Annotated in this window: 19 protein-coding genes; 8 read left to right on the top strand and 11 right to left on the bottom strand. The window is 58.6% G+C overall.

Features of this window, described 5'->3' with window-relative positions; translation table 11 throughout:
* Positions 1-18 precede the first annotated feature (18 nt).
* The 7 genes from mltG to fabD form a co-directional block, all read right to left on the bottom strand.
* Complete coding sequence (mltG, locus tag ACR0NJ_RS01140) at positions 19-1,176, bottom strand: endolytic transglycosylase MltG (RefSeq protein WP_480815294.1); 1,158 nt, start codon at positions 1,174-1,176, stop codon at positions 19-21.
* Positions 1,177-2,442, bottom strand: coding sequence for a beta-ketoacyl-ACP synthase II (gene fabF / locus ACR0NJ_RS01135; protein WP_480815293.1), 1,266 nt, complete (start codon positions 2,440-2,442; stop codon positions 1,177-1,179).
* 204 nt (positions 2,443-2,646) lie between these two features.
* Positions 2,647-3,390: a 1-(5-phosphoribosyl)-5-[(5-phosphoribosylamino)methylideneamino]imidazole-4-carboxamide isomerase gene (locus ACR0NJ_RS01130; RefSeq protein WP_480815292.1), complete on the bottom strand. Its 744-nt coding sequence runs from the start codon at positions 3,388-3,390 to the stop codon at positions 2,647-2,649.
* A 123-nt stretch (positions 3,391-3,513) separates the two neighbouring features.
* Positions 3,514-4,053, bottom strand: coding sequence for a GNAT family N-acetyltransferase (locus ACR0NJ_RS01125; RefSeq protein ID WP_480815291.1), 540 nt, complete (start codon positions 4,051-4,053; stop codon positions 3,514-3,516).
* Positions 4,054-4,192: 139 nt separating this feature from the next.
* Entirely contained in the window at positions 4,193-4,426 is a 234-nt protein-coding gene (locus tag ACR0NJ_RS01120) for an acyl carrier protein (protein ID WP_039529899.1), read from the bottom strand.
* A 210-nt stretch (positions 4,427-4,636) separates the two neighbouring features.
* Positions 4,637-5,374: a 3-oxoacyl-[acyl-carrier-protein] reductase gene (fabG, locus tag ACR0NJ_RS01115; RefSeq protein ID WP_480815290.1), complete on the bottom strand. Its 738-nt coding sequence runs from the start codon at positions 5,372-5,374 to the stop codon at positions 4,637-4,639.
* Positions 5,375-5,416: 42 nt separating this feature from the next.
* Positions 5,417-6,355, bottom strand: a complete 939-nt coding sequence (fabD, locus tag ACR0NJ_RS01110; protein ID WP_480815289.1) for an ACP S-malonyltransferase — start codon at positions 6,353-6,355, stop codon at positions 5,417-5,419.
* Positions 6,356-6,530: 175 nt separating this feature from the next.
* Between fabD and ACR0NJ_RS01105 the strand changes: the two genes are divergently transcribed.
* The gene (locus ACR0NJ_RS01105) at positions 6,531-7,757 is read left to right on the top strand and encodes a cytochrome b/b6 domain-containing protein (protein ID WP_480815288.1); all 1,227 of its coding nucleotides are present in this window, start codon (positions 6,531-6,533) and stop codon (positions 7,755-7,757) included.
* 52 nt (positions 7,758-7,809) lie between these two features.
* On the opposite strand, the gene ACR0NJ_RS01100 is transcribed toward ACR0NJ_RS01105, so the two are convergent.
* A complete protein-coding gene (locus ACR0NJ_RS01100; RefSeq protein ID WP_480815287.1) occupies positions 7,810-8,382 on the bottom strand; it encodes a YceI family protein in 573 nt (190 codons plus the stop codon).
* Positions 8,383-8,509: 127 nt separating this feature from the next.
* Positions 8,510-9,028, bottom strand: a complete 519-nt coding sequence (locus tag ACR0NJ_RS01095; protein ID WP_480815286.1) for a hypothetical protein — start codon at positions 9,026-9,028, stop codon at positions 8,510-8,512.
* Positions 9,029-9,313: 285 nt separating this feature from the next.
* Between ACR0NJ_RS01095 and rpsF the strand changes: the two genes are divergently transcribed.
* From rpsF to ACR0NJ_RS01065, 6 genes are all read left to right on the top strand, one after another.
* A complete protein-coding gene (rpsF, locus tag ACR0NJ_RS01090) occupies positions 9,314-9,667 on the top strand; it encodes a 30S ribosomal protein S6 (RefSeq protein WP_039529890.1) in 354 nt (117 codons plus the stop codon).
* Positions 9,668-9,694: 27 nt separating this feature from the next.
* Positions 9,695-9,922 carry a 30S ribosomal protein S18 gene (gene rpsR / locus ACR0NJ_RS01085; protein ID WP_005982441.1) on the top strand — a complete coding sequence of 76 codons (228 nt, stop codon included), beginning with the start codon at positions 9,695-9,697 and terminating at the stop codon, positions 9,920-9,922.
* A 12-nt stretch (positions 9,923-9,934) separates the two neighbouring features.
* Positions 9,935-10,555: a 50S ribosomal protein L9 gene (gene rplI, locus ACR0NJ_RS01080; protein ID WP_480815285.1), complete on the top strand. Its 621-nt coding sequence runs from the start codon at positions 9,935-9,937 to the stop codon at positions 10,553-10,555.
* Between the two features lie 152 nt (positions 10,556-10,707).
* Positions 10,708-11,187 (top strand): lytic transglycosylase domain-containing protein, encoded by a 480-nt coding sequence (locus tag ACR0NJ_RS01075; protein ID WP_480815284.1) that lies wholly within the window; start codon positions 10,708-10,710, stop codon positions 11,185-11,187.
* Between the two features lie 224 nt (positions 11,188-11,411).
* Positions 11,412-12,113, top strand: coding sequence for an autoinducer binding domain-containing protein (locus tag ACR0NJ_RS01070; protein WP_480815283.1), 702 nt, complete (start codon positions 11,412-11,414; stop codon positions 12,111-12,113).
* Between the two features lie 107 nt (positions 12,114-12,220).
* Positions 12,221-13,075, top strand: a complete 855-nt coding sequence (locus tag ACR0NJ_RS01065) for an acyl-homoserine-lactone synthase (protein ID WP_480815282.1) — start codon at positions 12,221-12,223, stop codon at positions 13,073-13,075.
* Between the two features lie 97 nt (positions 13,076-13,172).
* Here the strand turns inward: ACR0NJ_RS01065 and tig are convergent, their stop codons facing one another.
* Together tig and ACR0NJ_RS01055 are read right to left on the bottom strand one after the other, a co-directional pair.
* On the bottom strand, positions 13,173-14,504 hold the full coding sequence (tig, locus tag ACR0NJ_RS01060; protein WP_480815281.1) for a trigger factor: 1,332 nt from the start codon (positions 14,502-14,504) through the stop codon (positions 13,173-13,175).
* Positions 14,505-14,690: 186 nt separating this feature from the next.
* Complete coding sequence (locus tag ACR0NJ_RS01055; RefSeq protein WP_480815280.1) at positions 14,691-16,316, bottom strand: NAD(P)H-hydrate dehydratase; 1,626 nt, start codon at positions 16,314-16,316, stop codon at positions 14,691-14,693.
* Between the two features lie 169 nt (positions 16,317-16,485).
* Between ACR0NJ_RS01055 and ACR0NJ_RS01050 the strand changes: the two genes are divergently transcribed.
* Entirely contained in the window at positions 16,486-16,824 is a 339-nt protein-coding gene (locus ACR0NJ_RS01050) for a P-II family nitrogen regulator (protein ID WP_170472761.1), read from the top strand.
* The last annotated feature ends 20 nt before the right edge of the window (positions 16,825-16,844 follow it).

Genomic DNA, 16,844 nt, shown 5'->3' with positions numbered 1-16,844 from the left:
CAATTCAAACCTTCGGATTTAGTTGCCCGAGTTCCTTTCGGCCTCAATCTCCCGCCATTTCGCGACGTTCCGATTGTGCTCCTGCAGCGTTTCGGCAAAGGCGTGCCCGCCGGTTCCGTCCGCAACGAAGAACACATAGTTCGTCGAGTCCGGGGCAACAGCGGCCTCAAGGCTCGCCTGCCCAGGATTGGCAATCGGCGTCGGCGGCAGACCGTCAATCACGTAAGTATTCCAAGGCGTTGGACGGCGCAATTCGCTGCGACGTAAGCCGCGACCCAACACGCCCTGCCCCTTGGTGACACCATAAATCACCGTCGGGTCCGTTTGCAGTTTCATACCCTGACGCAGACGATTTACAAACACGCTGGCCACCTGACCGCGTTCATTCGGCACCCCGGTTTCCTTCTCGATGATCGAGGCAAGGATCAGCATTTCCTCGGGGTTCGCCAAAGGCAGGTCATCCTGACGGCTTTCCCACACAGCATTGATCCGCAATTGCTGCTTGTCCTGCATCGCCTGCAGCACCGCGCTCCGATCATCACCCGGCTTGATGTCGTAACTATCCGGGGCCAACATCCCCTCAGCGGGAATTTCGGCGACCTCACCGGTCAACGCCTCAAAACCCTTCAGCGCTTCAACCACCTGCCACGAGGTCACACCTTCAGCGACCGAAACCCGATAGCGGGTATCCGCCTCGGCGCGCTTTTCGGCATAGGCTTCGGGGATTTCTTCATCCGTGGCGTCGAACAAAGCGATCTCGTCAAAATCCAGCGTGGCCGGGTTCAACTCGCGCACGCGCGTCTGAATGCGGGTGACACCGATCCGGTATTCTATCTCAGATCCGCATGTGCTGACACCGCTGCTGGTGATTTCGTCGATGATCTGCTCCATCGACGCGCCCTCGCGCACCAGAAAGCTGCCCGCCTTCAACTGCTGCGTCTTGTCCGTATAATCCGCCGCCATCCGAAACAGCATCGAACTGCTGATCGCCCCCTGATCCTCCAGTTCGCGGCTGACGCGGGTCATGTTCGACCCGCCTTCGACCTGCAGGCAGATGGCAGTTTCCAGCGGGCCCTCGGCCTTGTACTGCGTCTGACCCCACAGGATCAGGCCGCCCAGCAGAAACAGGCTGACCACCAGAATGGTCAGCGCGTTCGATGCCAAGGCCCGCCACATTTAACTGACCTTTCCGAAGATCACGCTGGCATTGGTACCGCCAAACCCGAACGAGTTCGACAGCGCCACATTGATCTCACGCTCGCGCTTGGCGTTGGGTGCCAGATCAATCGGAGTTTCCACCGCAGCGTTATCCAGATTGATCGTCGGAGGCGCGACCTGATCCCGGATCGCAAGGATCGAAAAGATCGCCTCAATCGCGCCCGCAGCCCCCAGCAGGTGCCCAGTGGCCGATTTGGTCGAGGTCATGGTCGCATTGCTGGCGTGATCGCCCAGCAGACGTTCAACAGCACCCAGTTCAATCGTATCCGCCATGGTCGACGTGCCATGTGCGTTGATGTAATCCAGATCTTTGGGTTCCAGCCCGGCACTGCGCAACGCTGCCTTCATCGAGCGCTCGGCCCCGTCGCCATCCTCGGACGGCGCGGTGATGTGATAGGCGTCGCCCGACATGCCATAGCCCAGCACCTCGGCATAGATTTTCGCGCCGCGCGCTTTTGCGTGCTCGTAGTCCTCAAGAACGACGATGCCAGACCCTTCGCCCATCACGAACCCGTCGCGATCAATGTCGTAAGGGCGGCTCGCCTTTTTCGGATCGTCGGCATATTTGGTCGAAAGCGCCTTGCACGAGTTGAACCCGGCGATACCGATCTCACAGATGCAGCCTTCGCCGCCACCCGCGATCATGACGTCAGCGTCACCCGCGCGGATGATCCGGCTGGCATCGCCGATAGCATGCGCGCCTGTTGAACAGGCGGTCACGACCGAGTGGTTCGGCCCTTTGAAGCCGAACCGGATCGACACCTGCCCCGACGCGAGGTTGATCAACGCGCCGGGAATAAAGAAGGGCGAAACCCGGCGCGGGCCCTTGTCGCGGATCAGGTTCGCGGTTTCTGCAATCGACCCAAGCCCACCGATCCCCGAGCCAATCAGCACGCCGGTGCGCAGACGGTCCTCTTCATCCTCGGGCAACCAATCCGCGTCCTTGCAGGCCATTTCAGCCGCAGCGATGGAATAGAGGATAAAATCCTCGATCTTGCGCTGCTCTTTCGGCGGCATCCAGTCATCGGGATTGAACGTGCCGTTTGTACCGTCGCCGCGCGGCACCTCGCAGGCATAGGTGGTTGTGACACCGCTCGCCTCAGCATCGAAAAGGGTGATCGGGCCTGCGCCGGATTCCCCGTCCAACAGACGCGACCAGGTTTCCTCGACCCCACTGGCCAAAGGAGTGACCAATCCCAGACCGGTAACAACGACTCTGCGCATGAAGTGCCTCTTGCCTGCTTCCTGTTATGAGAACCGCTCTTACCCCGGCGCAGGGGGCGGGGGCAAGAGCAACAGCGCAATCCACACCATCAGACGAACGCCAATACCTCTTAAGGTAAACGGAAACCGGCCCAAATCCGCCAAAAGCAAATGCGGCCTCTTGCGGTTTCCCGAAGAAGCCGCAGTTTTCATGGGCTAGGAAGCTTACTGGAACTGCGCGACCGGCTCATGCGCCCCGGTCGTCACCGCGAGCGCCTCGGTCAGGTCCACAGTCTTACGGAACAACGCGCGCCCGACAATCGCACCGGAAATGTTGGGAATATACGCCAGCCGCGAGATATCATCGACTGTGCGCACCACACCACTTGCAATCACCGGCGTCCGCGAATGCTGTGCCAGACCCGAGATCAGGCCCAGCTGCGCCTCGACATCTTCCATGTCGCTGTCGATATCGGTCACAAGAATGGCGGCGAACGGTGTTCCCGCAAAAGCGTCGATAAACGCTTCGGGCGTAAAGGCGCTTTGGCTGCGCCAGCCTTCGGTCATGACGAACCCGCGCCATACATCGACCGCCAGCACGATCTGATCCGGATAAAGCTTGGCCAGTTCCTTGACCAAGTTCGGGTCCCAGGCGGCCAGCGTACCGATCACAACGCGCCCTGCGCCCTTGCCGATCCAATGCTCTACTTGTTCACGGGTGCGCATGCCGCCCGCCAGTTGCACCGACATTTCGGATGTCCGGATAATCTCTTCCACAAGTTCGGCATTGGTGTCCCGGCCTTCGATCGCATCGAAATCCGTCAACTGCATCCAGTCAGCACCAGCCGCAGACCAACTGCGCGCCGTTTCGACCGGGTTAACATGCCAGATCATCGCGTCTTCCAGTCGGCCCTTGTCCAACGTGACACACCGGCCGTTCTGCAGTTCCATTGTTGGGTAAACCCTCATGAGCATGGTCCTCCGCTCAATCGCTGTGCAAATCCAGCATACCATACACACGCGCCAAAAGCGCGTTTGGACTGGGATCGGCAAAGTTTGGTCCTTTTGCGGCATGCGCAAAATTCGGCGGAATTATGCGCGGGCAGGCGGACCGTTCCGTCGCAGAAGATGCACAGGCGTACCCCCATACGTTTCTTCGCGCATGACCACGTAACCCAGTTTCTTCGCAAGCTTTTGCGAAGCGACGTTGCTCGCATCGACCATCGCGACCAAACGTCCCGGAATCACCCGATCAAACCAGTCATGAGCAGCCTTCGCAGCCTCATACCCGAACCCCTGCCCCTGCACCTCGGGGGCCAGAACCCAACCGGCTTCGGGAAAGGCATCAAAATCTTCGCCCAAGTTGCGATTGCCGTAGAAGAATCCGGCCTGTCCGACCATCTTCCGATTCGATTGCTGCAGCACCGCCCACTGGCCAAATCCGGCCATTTGCCAATGGCCTGCATTGCGCAGAAACGAATCCCACGCCTCGCCCCGCGATTTGGGTGAACCCCCGATATGCCGCACGACACAGGGGTCGCGCCATATCTCGGCGAACCGGTCGAAATCCTCAGGCCGCATCGCACACAGCGTCAGCCGGGCGGTATTGATCATCGGGGTGGATCTTATCATGGTCTGTCCACTTGGAATTATGCCTCAGTGGAAACAGTGATAAGCGCACACACGTTACGCAAGCGTGAATTTCGTGCGGAAACAAAAAAGCGGCGCCTCCGTTGCCCGGAAGCGCCGCTTTCTATCAGCTTCGAAACGCTTAGGACGCTTCGGTGATGAATTTGACGGCGTCGCCAAAGGTCTGGATGGTCTCGGCTGCGTCATCGGGGATCTCGATGCCGAACTCTTCTTCGAAGGCCATGACCAGCTCAACAGTGTCCAGGCTGTCTGCGCCTAGGTCGTCGATAAAAGAGGCGTTTTCCGCGACTTTATCTTCTTCAACACCCAGGTGCTCAACAACGATCTTCTTAACGCGATCTGCGACGTCGCTCATATCAATTCCTCATTCCGTTTCAGGGCGCTCTGCCCGGTTCTGCCCTTGCCCGCGCGGGGTGGCCTTGATTTGCCCGTTCCGGGCGGTTTGGGTCCCGTGTCAGCGGGAAAGTAGAAGGCCGACCTGAACGACCGGCCCCTGTTTGAATGCGCCGCCTATAGCACAGACAACGCCCAAGGCAAACGCTTTCGCATCCGCCCCGTGTCGCCGTCACAACATGGCCATACCGCCGTTCACATGCAAGGTGCTTCCTGTCACATAACCCGCCTCGGGGCTGGCAAGATAAACCACTGCTGCCGCGATTTCCTTGGGATCACCCATGCGGCCTGCGGGAACTTTGAGCAACAGCCCCTTCTTCTGTTCCTCTGTCAACTTCTCGGTCATCGCGGTCGTAATAAAGCCCGGTGCAACGGCGTTCACGGTAATACCGCGCGTCGCAACTTCATGCGCCAAGGCTTTGGAAAACCCGATCATTCCGGCCTTTGAAGCCGCGTAGTTTGTCTGACCGGGGTTGCCGATTGCCGCCACGACAGACGAAACATTCACAATCCGGCCCCAGCGCGACTTCATCATGCCGCGGATAACACCTCTGCACAGTCTCATGGTCGAGGTCATGTTCACGTCAATAACGCTCTGCCATTCGTCATCCGACATGCGCATGAACAGATTGTCCCGTGTAATCCCGGCGTTATTAACCAGAATGTCGACCGAACCCATCACTTCGGCGGCCTGCTTTGGCAAAGCGTCGACCGCCTCGGGGTCGCTCAGGTTGCAGGGCAGCACATGGGCACGCTCGCCCAATTCGTCGGCCAATGCCTGCAGAGGCTTAACCCGCGTACCCGACAGTCCGACCGTGGCTCCGGCGCCGTATAGTGCGCGAGCAATGTCGCCGCCAATTCCGCCCGAAGCACCGGTGATCAGTGCGTTCTTACCTGTCAAATCAAACATTCTGTTTCCTTCGTACTGCGCCCCGTGGGGCGCGTTTTGTCCTTACGAATCGGCCTGAACAGCCTTTTGTACATCTTCGGGCGTGCCCACCGCCTTGCCCGCGATGGCGCGATCGATCTTGCGGATCATACCAGACAGAGCCTTACCAGCGCCAATCTCCCACGTTTTGGTCACACCCTGCGCCGCCATGTACTGAACGCTTTCGCGCCAACGGACCGATCCTGTGACCTGCTCGACCAGCAATTTCCGGATCAGGTCCGGATCGCTGACCGCCTCGGCGCGCACATTCGCGATCAGCGGAACGGCAGGCGCTTTGATTTCGACCGCAGCCAGAGCTTCGGCCATGACATCGGCAGCGGGCTGCATCAGCGCACAATGGAACGGGGCACTCACCGGCAGCATAACCGCGCGTTTCGCCCCTTTTTCCTTGGCAATCTCAGCCGCCCGTTCCACGGCGGCCTTTGACCCCGACACCACAACCTGAGTCGGGTCGTTGTCGTTGGCGGCCTGACATACCTCACCTTGCGCGGCCTCTTCAGCGACGGCGCGAACCGCGTCCAGATCGAGCCCCAGAATGGCGGCCATCGCGCCCTCGCCCACCGGCACGGCGCTCTGCATCGCCTGCCCACGCGTCCGCAGCAGACGCGCGGTGTCTGCGACGCTCAGCGCACCGGCGGCCGCCAGCGCCGAGTATTCACCCAGCGAATGCCCTGCCACGAAAGCTGCTTTCGTGACCGAGACTCCCGCAGCCTCAAGCGCGCGCATCGCTGCTATCGAGGTTGCCATCAGCGCAGGCTGCGCGTTCTGCGTCAGCGTCAGATCGGCGATATCGCCCTCCCAGATCAGGCTGCTCAGCTTTTCACCTAGCGCCTCGTCCACCTCATCGAAAACGGCCTGCGCGGCGGGATAAGCCTCGGCCAGAGCCTTGCCCATACCGATGGTCTGGGCGCCCTGCCCCGGGAAAACGAACGCGAGTGTCATTGCAACCTCATGGATGACGTTAGGTTGCGGCGGGGTGTAAACTGACTGAGCACGCGGCACAAGCGCTGCGTTTGCTCTGCATTCGGGCACCGGTGTTGTGCGCAGCCACCTACTTGTGTCCTGTCCGCACCGCTTTAGGTTGGTCCCAACCGACCAACCCGGGAGCGTTCGACCAATGGCCCTGACCAACACATTCTCCAGCTATGGCAGCGTGACCAAGACCTTCCATTGGCTCATCGCTTTGCTGATCTTCACGGCGCTGCCTTTGGGGTGCGTCGCGAACAACCTGGCACACGCGATCTATGACCCGAACATTCCGACGACCGAGGCAGATATCGCCCTCGCCGCACGTCTGTTCACGATCCACAAGACGGTTGGCGTCACCGTCTTCTTTGCCGCCCTCGCCCGCATCCTTTGGGCGCTGTCACAACCCAAGCCGGGCCTCTTGAATGCGGAGAACAAGCCCGAGGCCTTCGCCGCCGAGACCGTGCATTGGATGCTTTATGCCTCGCTGGTGCTGGTGCCCCTGACTGGCTGGGTTCACCACGCCGCCGCCGAGGGGTTTGCCCCGATCTTCTGGCCCTTCGGCCAAAACCTGCCCTTTGTGCCGAAATCCGCGCATCTGGCGGAACTGACGGCGGCGCTGCATTGGCTGTTCATCTGGGTTCTGGGAGGGTCGCTGGTGCTGCACATCGCGGGCGCCCTGAAACACCACGTTATCGACAAAGACAGTACATTGCGCCGCATGCTGCCTGGCCAGTCCGACGCCCCGCAGCCGCCGGCACAGAAACACTCGGCTGTGCCTGTTCTGGCCGCAGTTGCCGTCTGGGGTGCCGTGCTGGCAGGTGGGTACGGCATGGGGGTCTTTTCCCACCACTCGACCGCCGCGACAGACACCGCCGAACTGGCCGAGGTCCAGTCCGACTGGCAGGTGCAGGACGGCACGCTGTCGATCACCATCACCCAGCTTGGCAGCCCGGTGACCGGCAGCTTTGCCGACTGGACCGCCGCGATCGCCTTTGACGACCCAGCCGAGCCCGGGCCAGCCGGGTCCGTCGATGTGACCATCGCCATCGGATCGCTCAGCCTGGGCACAGTGACTGATCAGGCAATGGGGGCGGATTTCTTCGACAACGGCCAGTTTCCGACCGCCAGCTTCAAGGCCGACCTGTTCAAAACCGAAACCGGCTACGAGGCCCGTGGCCCACTCACCATCCGGGATAAATCCCTCGACGTCGTGCTGCCCTTCACGCTTGAGATGCAGGATAACACCGCAGTGGTATCCGGAGAACTGGAGTTGAACCGCCTGGATTTCGGCATCGGTGCTTCAATGCCTGCCGAGGATTCACTGGCCTTTGCCGTGATCGTCACGATCAACCTGACCGCCACACAGGGCGAATAAAAAACCGCCGGGGCAAGGGCCACCGGCGGTTTCACTGTTTCGGGGTTGAGGTTTATTCGGCCTTTTGCGCCTCAACCGAGATCTGGATCTGCACCTCGTCGCTGACGAACGGCGCGAACTGGCCCAGATCGAACTCGCTGCGGGTCAAGGTCGTGGTGGCGTTGAACCCGGCCCATGGCTTGTTGGCCATCGGGTGCTGATCGACCTTGTTCAGCTTGGCGTCCAGAACGACCGACTTGGTCACGCCGTTCATGGTCAGATCACCGGTGATGTTGGCGGTGTTTTCGCCGGTCACTTCGATCCCGGTCGAAGTGAAGGTGATCAGATCGCCTTCGGTTGCGCCGAAGAAATCTTCGGTCATAAAGTGATCTTCGCGCGGTTTCCAGCCGGTGAACATCTCAAGCACAGGCATCGACACGCTGACGGTCGAGGCAGACGGATCTTCCTGATCGAACATGATCTCGCCCTCAAAGCCCGAGAACATGCCGGTGGTGGTCGAAAACCCCAGGTGGTCATAGCTGAAAACAACCTGACTGTGGCTTGGGTCCAGAACGTATTTTTCGGCGCTTGCAAAAGCCGTGGTTGCCGGCACGGCCAGAGCGGCGGCAAGTAGGATGGGTTTCATGACAATCTCCGCGTTTTTGTGGATGCAAACCAATTTTGGGTTGCTCACAACAAAAATGTGCCGCCTTAGGGCGGCACACAAGTATTTTTGTTTCACAAACTCTGTTCCTTTTTGAACAGAATAAAACTCAGGCGAAAATTGTTACGCTTTGGCTAAGCTGACCTTTGAGCGCGCGGCTGACATCTGTCGACTGCAGCGGCAGTTTCATCAACAGGCTGCCGTCCACGTCATACAACTCGACATCATCGTCCGAGAAGCGCGCACCGCCCAGCGTATCATAGGCACGGCGCAATACGGTTTGGGGACGTCCGTCTTCATTTTTCTGCAGAACACGAACTTCGCGGCGAATGGGGTCAAAATATGCGTCAGGCCGCGGATCGAGGATTTCAACGGTCATCAGGCTGACACCGACAATCAGGAACAGCATCGAAGCCGCCAATTTGATCGGCCAGACATCCGCGCCGATGACCGATCCGGGCATCAGCCACATCGAGAACGCGGCCAAAATCATAAAGACGCCGATAACGCGGGACAGTATCTGCCGGGCTTTCCAATTCGGCGCGAAGGCAATCATGACCGGCACAGAGTTTTCAAAACGTGCGCCGGACGTCTTTTCCTGAAATGTATTTGTGTTTGTTGCGGTCATAACATTTTTACCCTGCATAAGGTTACCGTCATTAGTGTTGTCCGTTCCGGTTAATATCCGGTATACAAAACAACCTCGGCTTGAAAAGCGTCAGGAATTGGGCGGCCCAATGGAAATTGGGCGACTTCACAGGGGCATCTGTGGCAGGGCTTGCCCCGCCGCCATAAACGTGTATACGGGGCCATCCTTCGCAAACGATATGAATCGCGCAGCCTCTCGTGGCAGGGTCGCGAAGGACCTATGACCCCGCCTTTGAAATGCGCCTTGATATAAACAGGAGTGCACATGCCACTGTATGAGCATGTAATGATCGCGCGTCAGGATCTGTCCAACGCGCAGGCAGAAAGCCTTGTCGAACATTTCGGCACCGTTCTGGCTGACAACGGCGGCAACGTCGTCGACAGCGAGTACTGGGGCGTCAAGACGATGGCTTACAAGATCAACAAGAACCGCAAGGGTCACTATTCCTTCCTGAAGACTGACGCCCCCGCTGGCGCCGTTCAGGAAATGGAGCGCCTGATGCGCCTGCACGAAGACGTCATGCGCGTTCTGACCATCAAGGTCGACGAACATGCCGAGGGCCCCTCGGTCCAGATGCAGAAGCGCGATGAGCGCGAAGGCCGCCGCGAGCGCCGTTGATCAACGCCTGACGAAAGGACTTAAACCATGGCCGCAAAACCATTTTTCCGCCGCCGCAAGGTCTGCCCCTTCTCGGGCGACAACGCGCCGAAGATCGACTATAAAGACACCCGTCTGCTGCAGCGCTACATCTCTGAGCGTGGCAAGATCGTTCCTTCGCGCATCACCGCCGTTTCGGCGAAAAAGCAGCGTGAGCTGGCCCGCGCGATCAAGCGCGCCCGCTTCCTTGCCCTGCTGCCCTACGCCGTGAAGTAAGGAGAGACTGACATGCAAGTTATCCTGCTGGAACGCGTTGCGAAACTGGGTCAGATGGGTGACGTCGTTGACGTCAAGCCCGGCTACGCCCGCAACTTCCTGCTGCCCCAAGGCAAAGCGCTGAGCGCGTCCGAGTCGAACATCGCCTCGTTCGAAGCCCAGAAAGCACAGCTTGAGGCCCGCAACCTGGAAACCAAGAAAGAAGCTGAAGCACTGGCTGAAAAGCTGGACGGTCAGCAGTTCATCGTGATTCGCTCGGCATCGGATGCTGGTGCTCTGTACGGCTCGGTCACCCCGCGTGACGCCGCAGACGCCGCAACCGAGGCTGGTTTTACCGTCGACAAGAAACAGATCGCCCTGATCGCACCGATCAAGGAACTGGGTCTGCACTCGCTGGCGGTTAAACTGCACCCCGAGGTCGAGGTCGAGATCCAGATGAACGTCGCCCGTTCGGAAGAAGAAGCCGAACTGCAGGCTTCGGGCAAGTCGATTCAGGAACTGGCTGCTGAAGAAGAAGCCGCCGCTGAATTCGAAATCGCCGAACTGTTTGACGATATTGGCTCGGCTGCGTCGGAAGACGAAGAACTGGTTGCCGAAGAAGCACCGGTTGAAGAAGACGAAGCCAAAGCCTGATCCGGCTGACAGCACCAGAATTGAAAGGCCGCGCTGCTCTGCGCGGCCTTTTTTTCACCCGCGCACCAGCGAATTTCAGCCAGAATTTCCAGCGACAGTTGCGGTCTGAAACCCAACCCCTATCATCGGCCCTCGGACTTCGGAGAAACCTTATGCCCCAACTACTTCGCCGCAGCATATTGGCCTTTTTGCTCGTTGCTCCACTGGCGGCGTGTAGCGGGCCCAGCAATCAGAAAGCGGAACCGTTCGATCCACCGCTCTACCCCAATGAAACACCAGAACTGCGCGCCTCGATCAACAAATGGGCTGACCATTATGAGATGCCGCGCGAACTGGTGCACAAGCTGGCGATCCGCGAAAGCACCCATCGCCCTTGGGCCGTGAACCGACCCTACTACGGCCTTCTACAAATCCTGCCCGCCACCGCGCGTTCAATGGGATACAAGGGCGACGCGAACGGGTTGCTGGACGCGGATACGAACTTGGAGTTTGCCGGAAAATACCTGCGCGGGGCGTGGCTTTTGTCGGACGGAGACCAAAAAAGAGCGATCTTTTTGTACGCCAAAGGCTACTACCCCGAGGCCAAAGCCCGGGGGATGTTGGTTGAGACTGGTCTGGTGCCCGCACCCTGAAGGTTGTGACACAATCGGCCAACGTAGGCCCGTTAGTGACAAATATAACTCTAATCAGAGCCCACAGACACGCGAAATGCACGCACATTAAGTGCGTTGTCTTGTCATAGTCAAAAAAGTGTGATGTTGTTTTTACCGTGAGGTAAATTGGGTTCCACTCTAAGTCAAGTTAAAGCTCGGCAACACCACCGAGTTTAAGATGGGCCGCAGCTGGTAGGCGCCGCATGGAAATTTTTGATCTGAGCACTTTGCCGGATTCAGAAACTCGATACACCGAGTTTCTTCACCAGGTCTGCGAAAAGCACGACATGGATCATGCTGCTTATGCCGGTATGAACCCAGCAGCCGGTACAGTGGCTGGCTACGTAACTTACGACGATGCATGGAAAGAGCATTATCAGGACCAGGGCCTGATTATGATCGATCCAACCATCCACATGGCGCGCCGCAGTATTGCCCCCGTGGATTGGAGCAGATTGGAACGCAGCCCCGATTTTCAGCGCGTCTTCAGAGATGCCCATGATTTTGGGCTGCCCAGTCAGGGCGTCACGATTCCCGTCCGCGGCCCTTATGGTGATATAGGATTGCTGAGCGCCACGCGGGAATGCAGCCGAGAAGAGTGGAAAAAGCTCTTTACCCACGTCATCGCCGACCTGCAGTCGATGGCAGTGCATATCCACGACAACGTCGTATCCTCGGATGATCTGACCGGGGCCCTGTATCATCCGACCCTTTCGACGCGTGAGGCCGAGATCCTGCAATGGGTGGCTGCAGGCAAATCTCAGCAGGATATCGGCGATATTTTGTCGATTTCCCACCGCACCGTAGAAGTACACTTGCGTTCCAGCCGGGAAAAGCTTAGTGCACTGACCACCCCACAGGCCGTCGGGCGCGCAGTGGCAATTGGGCTTATTACCCCAGGTTAAACACAAAATTGGCCGATTTCCGTCAAAATACGGGAAACCCCCAATAGAAATTCTCCCCCAAGCCGGTAACGTCTAGTTTACCGAACAACCACTCGAAGGGGGTAGAAATGATCATCGTGGTAGATGGCCTGAACAGACATATGTTCAGCGACGTTCTTGACGAAATGTTTGAGTTGAGAGCACGAGTATTTGGCGGCCGCCTTGGCTGGGACGTCAAAATCGAAGACGGCAAAGAAATCGATGAATTCGACCATCTGGATCCGGCATATGTAATCGGCCTCGACGACGGGGGGAATGTCGTCGCAGCCGTGCGTGCCCTTCAGACCACCGGACCGCATATGTTGTCCGACGTATTCTCGGCGATCCTTGACGGAGAAGCACCACTCCGCAGCGCAACCATGTGGGAATCCACCCGGTTCTGCGTCGATACCCAGCGCCTCACACGCGGGAAAGAGAAAAATTCAGTTTCGTACGCCACCTGCGAACTGATGATCGGCTCGCTTGAATACGCCCGAAACTCGGGTATCCAGGACATCATCACCGTTATCGACCCGGTCATGGACCGCGTCCTGAAACGGTCGGCCTGCGCACCTTATGACTATGTCGGGAAAACCGTCCCGATGGGCAAGGTCGCCGCACTGGCCGCCCTGCTGGATTGTACCGAGGAACGCATCTCGGCCGTCCGTGACTTTGCAGGCATTCACGAAGATGTCTTCCTGGAAGAAGAACAGGCGCTGGATCTGTTCAACGCCAAGAAGGCGGCTGAACTCAGCCCCGCCAACCGCGACCACAAACCGCTTACCGATCTCGAAAAGTACTTTGTCGAGCAGATGAGCGCGGCGCGGACCGAAGCGGAACGGCAGGATGTCCTGAAACTGATCGAGGCGCTGACCGACACCTTCACGCCCGAACAGAAGACCGCTTTATTGCAGACCCCCCGTGCTTTTGCTCATGAGGCCTGACCCCCTCACCTCATAGAGAAAAGCCACCCTAGCGGAGCCACCGAATTTCCCGGTGGCTCCGTTTTATTTTGCCCCCGGCGAAAGGGGCGGAAGAGGATTACTCCTCTTCCAGTGCCTCAACGGCTTTTTGCAGATCGTCTTTGCTGACTTCCTTGTCAGCGACCTGCGCCAGCTCGAACACATAGTCCACAACTTTGTCTTCAAAGAGCGGCGCGCGCAGTTGCTGCTGCATCTGGGCGTTCTGCTGCACGAATTCAAAGAACTGACGTTCCTGACCGGGGTACTGACGTGCCTGGTTCATAATCGCCTGGGTCATCTCGGCGTCAGACACTTCAACCTCGGCCTTCTGGCCCAGTTCCGCCAGCAGCAGGCCCAGACGCACGCGGCGCTCGGCCAGCTTGTTGTGCTCGTCGGTGGGCTCGATCTCGGCGTGGTCGTGGCCTTCAACCTCGGGGTTTTCCTCGTGCCACAGCTGATGCGCGATTTGCTTGGCCTCAGCATCCACCAGCGACGGCGGCAGATCGAACGAAACCTTCTCGTCCAGCACGTCCAGCAGCGCACGCTTCATGACCGCGCGCGATGCACCTGCGTATTCGGCTTCCAGACGCTCGGAAATCTGAGTTTTCAGCGCGGCCAGATCTTCGGCACCAAATTTAATGGCCAGATCATCGTTTACCTCGGCAGCGACCGGTTCCTTCACCTCTTTAATGGTGCAGGTGAACACGGCGTCTTTACCGGCCAGATGCTCGGCACCGTATTCCTCGGGGAAGGTCACGTTGACGTCTTTTTCTTCCTCAGCTTTCACGCCAACCAGTTGCTCTTCAAAACCGGGGATGAAGCTGTTGGAACCCAGAACCAGCGGATAGTCCTCGGCCGAACCGCCTTCGAATTCTTCACCGTCGACCTTGCCGACAAAGTCGAACACGATCTGGTCGCCGTCCTTGGCTTTCGAACCCTTGCGGCGCGCTTTGAAATCCTGCGCTGTCTCAGCGAGGTTATTCAGCGCCTCTTCGACCGCTGCATCATCCGCCTTGACGATCAGCTTTTCCAGCTCGACCGATTTCAGGTCCACCTCGGGGATTTCCGGCAGCGCCTCATAGGACATCGCGACCTCGACATCGTCGCCTTCTTTCCAGTCCTCATTGGTCATCTTGACCTCGGGCTGCAGGGCCGGACGGTCGCCGCTGTCCTCAAAATGCTTGTTCATCGCGCCGTCGATGCTTTCCTGCATCGCTTCGCCCAGCAGGCGCTGGCCAAACTGCTTTTTCAGCAGCGCCATCGGCACCTTGCCTTTGCGGAAACCCTTCATTTCGACTTCGGGCTGCGCTTCGGTCAGTTTCTCATTGACCTTCTCGTCCAGCTCAGCCGCGGTCACGGTGATGTTGTAGCCGCGTTTCAGACCTTCGTTCAGCGTCTCGGTAACCTGCATTATGGTAGTCCCCATAGGATTCGGGGCGCGCAAAACGGGCGCGCCGGGCAAATTTGAGGCCTTCTATTTGCCCAGCCCCCTGCGTGCAAGGGGCAACTGTCCAATCCGCTTTGTTTTGACCGGCTTTTGAGCGAAAAATGCGGATCAACCGGCACCCCACGCCCGCTTGTTTAAACGACGAGGCGCTCAGGCCCCAATCTTCCGCAAGACAACAGGCAACTGCTCGGTTAAATCCTCCGCAATCAGGCCCGGACCAAAGTTTCGCGCGCATTCCACATGCAGCCACGCTGCAGTTTCCGCCGCCTGCATAGGGCTGAACCCGCGCGCAAGCAATCCGGTGATGAACCCCGCCAGTACATCGCCGGACCCTGCAGTGGCCAGCCACGGTGCCGCGCGCTCATAAAATGCCGCGTTGACCGAGCACCGTCCGTCCGGCGCAGCGATCACCGTGTCAGGCCCCTTGAACAGAACCACGCACCCTGCCCTTTTGGCAGCCTCACGCGTCGCATCCACCTTTGAATAGGCCGGACCTGTCGTTGGCACGACCGCCAGTTTCTCGGCAATATCCGGAAACAGCCGGGCAAATTCCCCACCATGCGGAGTCAGAACGCAATGCTCATGCAGTTGCGCAAACAACGCCAAGGGATCATCCGCAAATGCTGTCAGCGCATCAGCGTCCAGCACCGTCGCGCGCTTGGCTTCAAGGGCAACCGGCACAAGCTCCTGCGCCCGCTCCAAGCCCAACCCCGGCCCGAGGCACAACGCATTCAACCGCTCGTCCGACAGCACCGATGACAGGCCCTCCGCCCCTTCAACCCGCTGCAACATGATGGCCGTCACCTGCGCCGCCAGTTCAAACTGCGCCGACGGTGGCACCCCCACCGTCACCAGCCCTGCACCGATCCGCAATGCCCCACGCGCGGCAAGACGAGCCGCCCCGGTTTTGGCCGGACCGCCCGAAAGGACCAGAGCGTGGCCGTGGTTGTACTTGTGCTGAGCGTCCCATTTCCCACGAAACCCCCTGTGCATGGGGTCGGTCTCCAACTGGACTACGCCCGTAATATGAATGGAGTTCAGACCAATGTCGGCGACCACAACTTTGCTCGAGAGCCCCGGACCTCCGCCGTATTGACCATCCCCCACCAAATAATGCCCAAGCTTTGGGGAATGGAACGAAACAGTTAAGTCTGTTGGGAAAGCGCCAAAGTTCTTGCCGGAATCGCAGCAAAGACCGCTTGGACAGTCTACCGCAACATATTTTTGCCGTCGCTCTTTTGAAGGAGTATGCGTCACAGTCGGGACGAACCCGTGCCACGCTCGCTCAGTATCATCCGGCATCGACCTCGTGATACCAGTCCCGAACAATGCATCAACAACAAGATCATGGTCTTTACCGTCTAGAACATCTTCAATTTCGTTATCATCCCAATCACGAACGACATTCGACGCGGCCCACTTTTCGTAGTTTGTCTTCGCATCCGGCGGCAACTTCTCCGGATCGCCATACAGAAAAACCTCAACCTCCCAACCCAGATCACGCAACAACCGCGCTACAACAAACCCGTCACCCCCATTATTCCCCGGTCCGCACAGAACCATCGCGCGCAAAGGATCCTCTTCATCTGGCCCCAAATATCCCGGGGAGCGCGAGGGGCTGGCCCCTCGCCTTTCCAACTCCGGCCACTCCTCGAAAATCGCCTCAACAACGCCCCGCCCGGCCCGTTCCATCAACTCCAGCCCGGTCACCTCACCAGACTCAATCGCTGCCTGTTCGATGGCCCGCATCTGCGCGGCTGTCAGCAATTCCGTCATCTCAAATCCTACGGCGATTCAATTCTGATTACTTTTTGTGCAAATCGATCAAAATTTAACCCGCTGCCTGTTTTCCCCGCACATCGACACGGCCAATTTCGCATTCAGATTGCCGCCCGATCTTAGACGTGGTCACTGCCATCCTGACAAGAGTTAAAGGGAGCCCGGGATGAAGAAGATCGAAGCGATCATCAAACCGTTCAAACTCGATGAAGTGAAAGAGGCATTGCAGGACGTCGGCGTCCAGGGCCTGAGCGTGATCGAGGTCAAGGGGTTTGGTCGTCAGAAAGGCCACACCGAGCTGTACCGCGGTGCGGAATACGTCGTCGACTTCCTGCCCAAGGTTAAGGTCGAGGTCGTTCTGGACGACGATCAGGTCGACGCCGCCATCGACGCCATTGTGTCCGCGGCAAAGACAGACAAAATCGGCGACGGCAAAATCTTCGTCTCGCCTGTTGAACAAGCCATTCGTATCCGCACCGGGGAAACCGGCTCGGACGCGCTGTAACCGAACACTCCAATCAGAGG

It is taken from the genome of Ruegeria sp. F11, assembly GCF_056533855.1.
The sequence above is the reverse complement of the archived record's forward strand: the minus strand, read 5'-3'. Positions and strand labels throughout refer to the sequence as shown.

What these genes read in the sequence shown, in the direction of transcription:
- rplI (WP_480815285.1), top strand. Translation starts at nt 9,935, where the DNA reads ATGCAAGTTATCCTGCTGGAACGCGTTGCGAAACTGGGTCAGATGGGT.
- mltG (WP_480815294.1), bottom strand. Translation starts at nt 1,176, where the DNA reads ATGTGGCGGGCCTTGGCATCGAACGCGCTGACCATTCTGGTGGTCAGC.
- fabG (WP_480815290.1), bottom strand. Translation starts at nt 5,374, where the DNA reads ATGTTTGATTTGACAGGTAAGAACGCACTGATCACCGGTGCTTCGGGC.
- rpsR (WP_005982441.1), top strand. Translation starts at nt 9,695, where the DNA reads ATGGCCGCAAAACCATTTTTCCGCCGCCGCAAGGTCTGCCCCTTCTCG.
- ACR0NJ_RS01065 (WP_480815282.1), top strand. Translation starts at nt 12,221, where the DNA reads ATGATCATCGTGGTAGATGGCCTGAACAGACATATGTTCAGCGACGTT.
- ACR0NJ_RS01120 (WP_039529899.1), bottom strand. Translation starts at nt 4,426, where the DNA reads ATGAGCGACGTCGCAGATCGCGTTAAGAAGATCGTTGTTGAGCACCTG.
- fabD (WP_480815289.1), bottom strand. Translation starts at nt 6,355, where the DNA reads ATGACACTCGCGTTCGTTTTCCCGGGGCAGGGCGCCCAGACCATCGGT.
- ACR0NJ_RS01105 (WP_480815288.1), top strand. Translation starts at nt 6,531, where the DNA reads ATGGCCCTGACCAACACATTCTCCAGCTATGGCAGCGTGACCAAGACC.
- ACR0NJ_RS01095 (WP_480815286.1), bottom strand. Translation starts at nt 9,028, where the DNA reads ATGACCGCAACAAACACAAATACATTTCAGGAAAAGACGTCCGGCGCA.
- fabF (WP_480815293.1), bottom strand. Translation starts at nt 2,442, where the DNA reads ATGCGCAGAGTCGTTGTTACCGGTCTGGGATTGGTCACTCCTTTGGCC.
- ACR0NJ_RS01130 (WP_480815292.1), bottom strand. Translation starts at nt 3,390, where the DNA reads ATGAGGGTTTACCCAACAATGGAACTGCAGAACGGCCGGTGTGTCACG.
- rpsF (WP_039529890.1), top strand. Translation starts at nt 9,314, where the DNA reads ATGCCACTGTATGAGCATGTAATGATCGCGCGTCAGGATCTGTCCAAC.
- ACR0NJ_RS01050 (WP_170472761.1), top strand. Translation starts at nt 16,486, where the DNA reads ATGAAGAAGATCGAAGCGATCATCAAACCGTTCAAACTCGATGAAGTG.
- ACR0NJ_RS01075 (WP_480815284.1), top strand. Translation starts at nt 10,708, where the DNA reads ATGCCCCAACTACTTCGCCGCAGCATATTGGCCTTTTTGCTCGTTGCT.
- tig (WP_480815281.1), bottom strand. Translation starts at nt 14,504, where the DNA reads ATGCAGGTTACCGAGACGCTGAACGAAGGTCTGAAACGCGGCTACAAC.
- ACR0NJ_RS01055 (WP_480815280.1), bottom strand. Translation starts at nt 16,316, where the DNA reads ATGACGGAATTGCTGACAGCCGCGCAGATGCGGGCCATCGAACAGGCA.
- ACR0NJ_RS01070 (WP_480815283.1), top strand. Translation starts at nt 11,412, where the DNA reads ATGGAAATTTTTGATCTGAGCACTTTGCCGGATTCAGAAACTCGATAC.
- ACR0NJ_RS01100 (WP_480815287.1), bottom strand. Translation starts at nt 8,382, where the DNA reads ATGAAACCCATCCTACTTGCCGCCGCTCTGGCCGTGCCGGCAACCACG.
- ACR0NJ_RS01125 (WP_480815291.1), bottom strand. Translation starts at nt 4,053, where the DNA reads ATGATAAGATCCACCCCGATGATCAATACCGCCCGGCTGACGCTGTGT.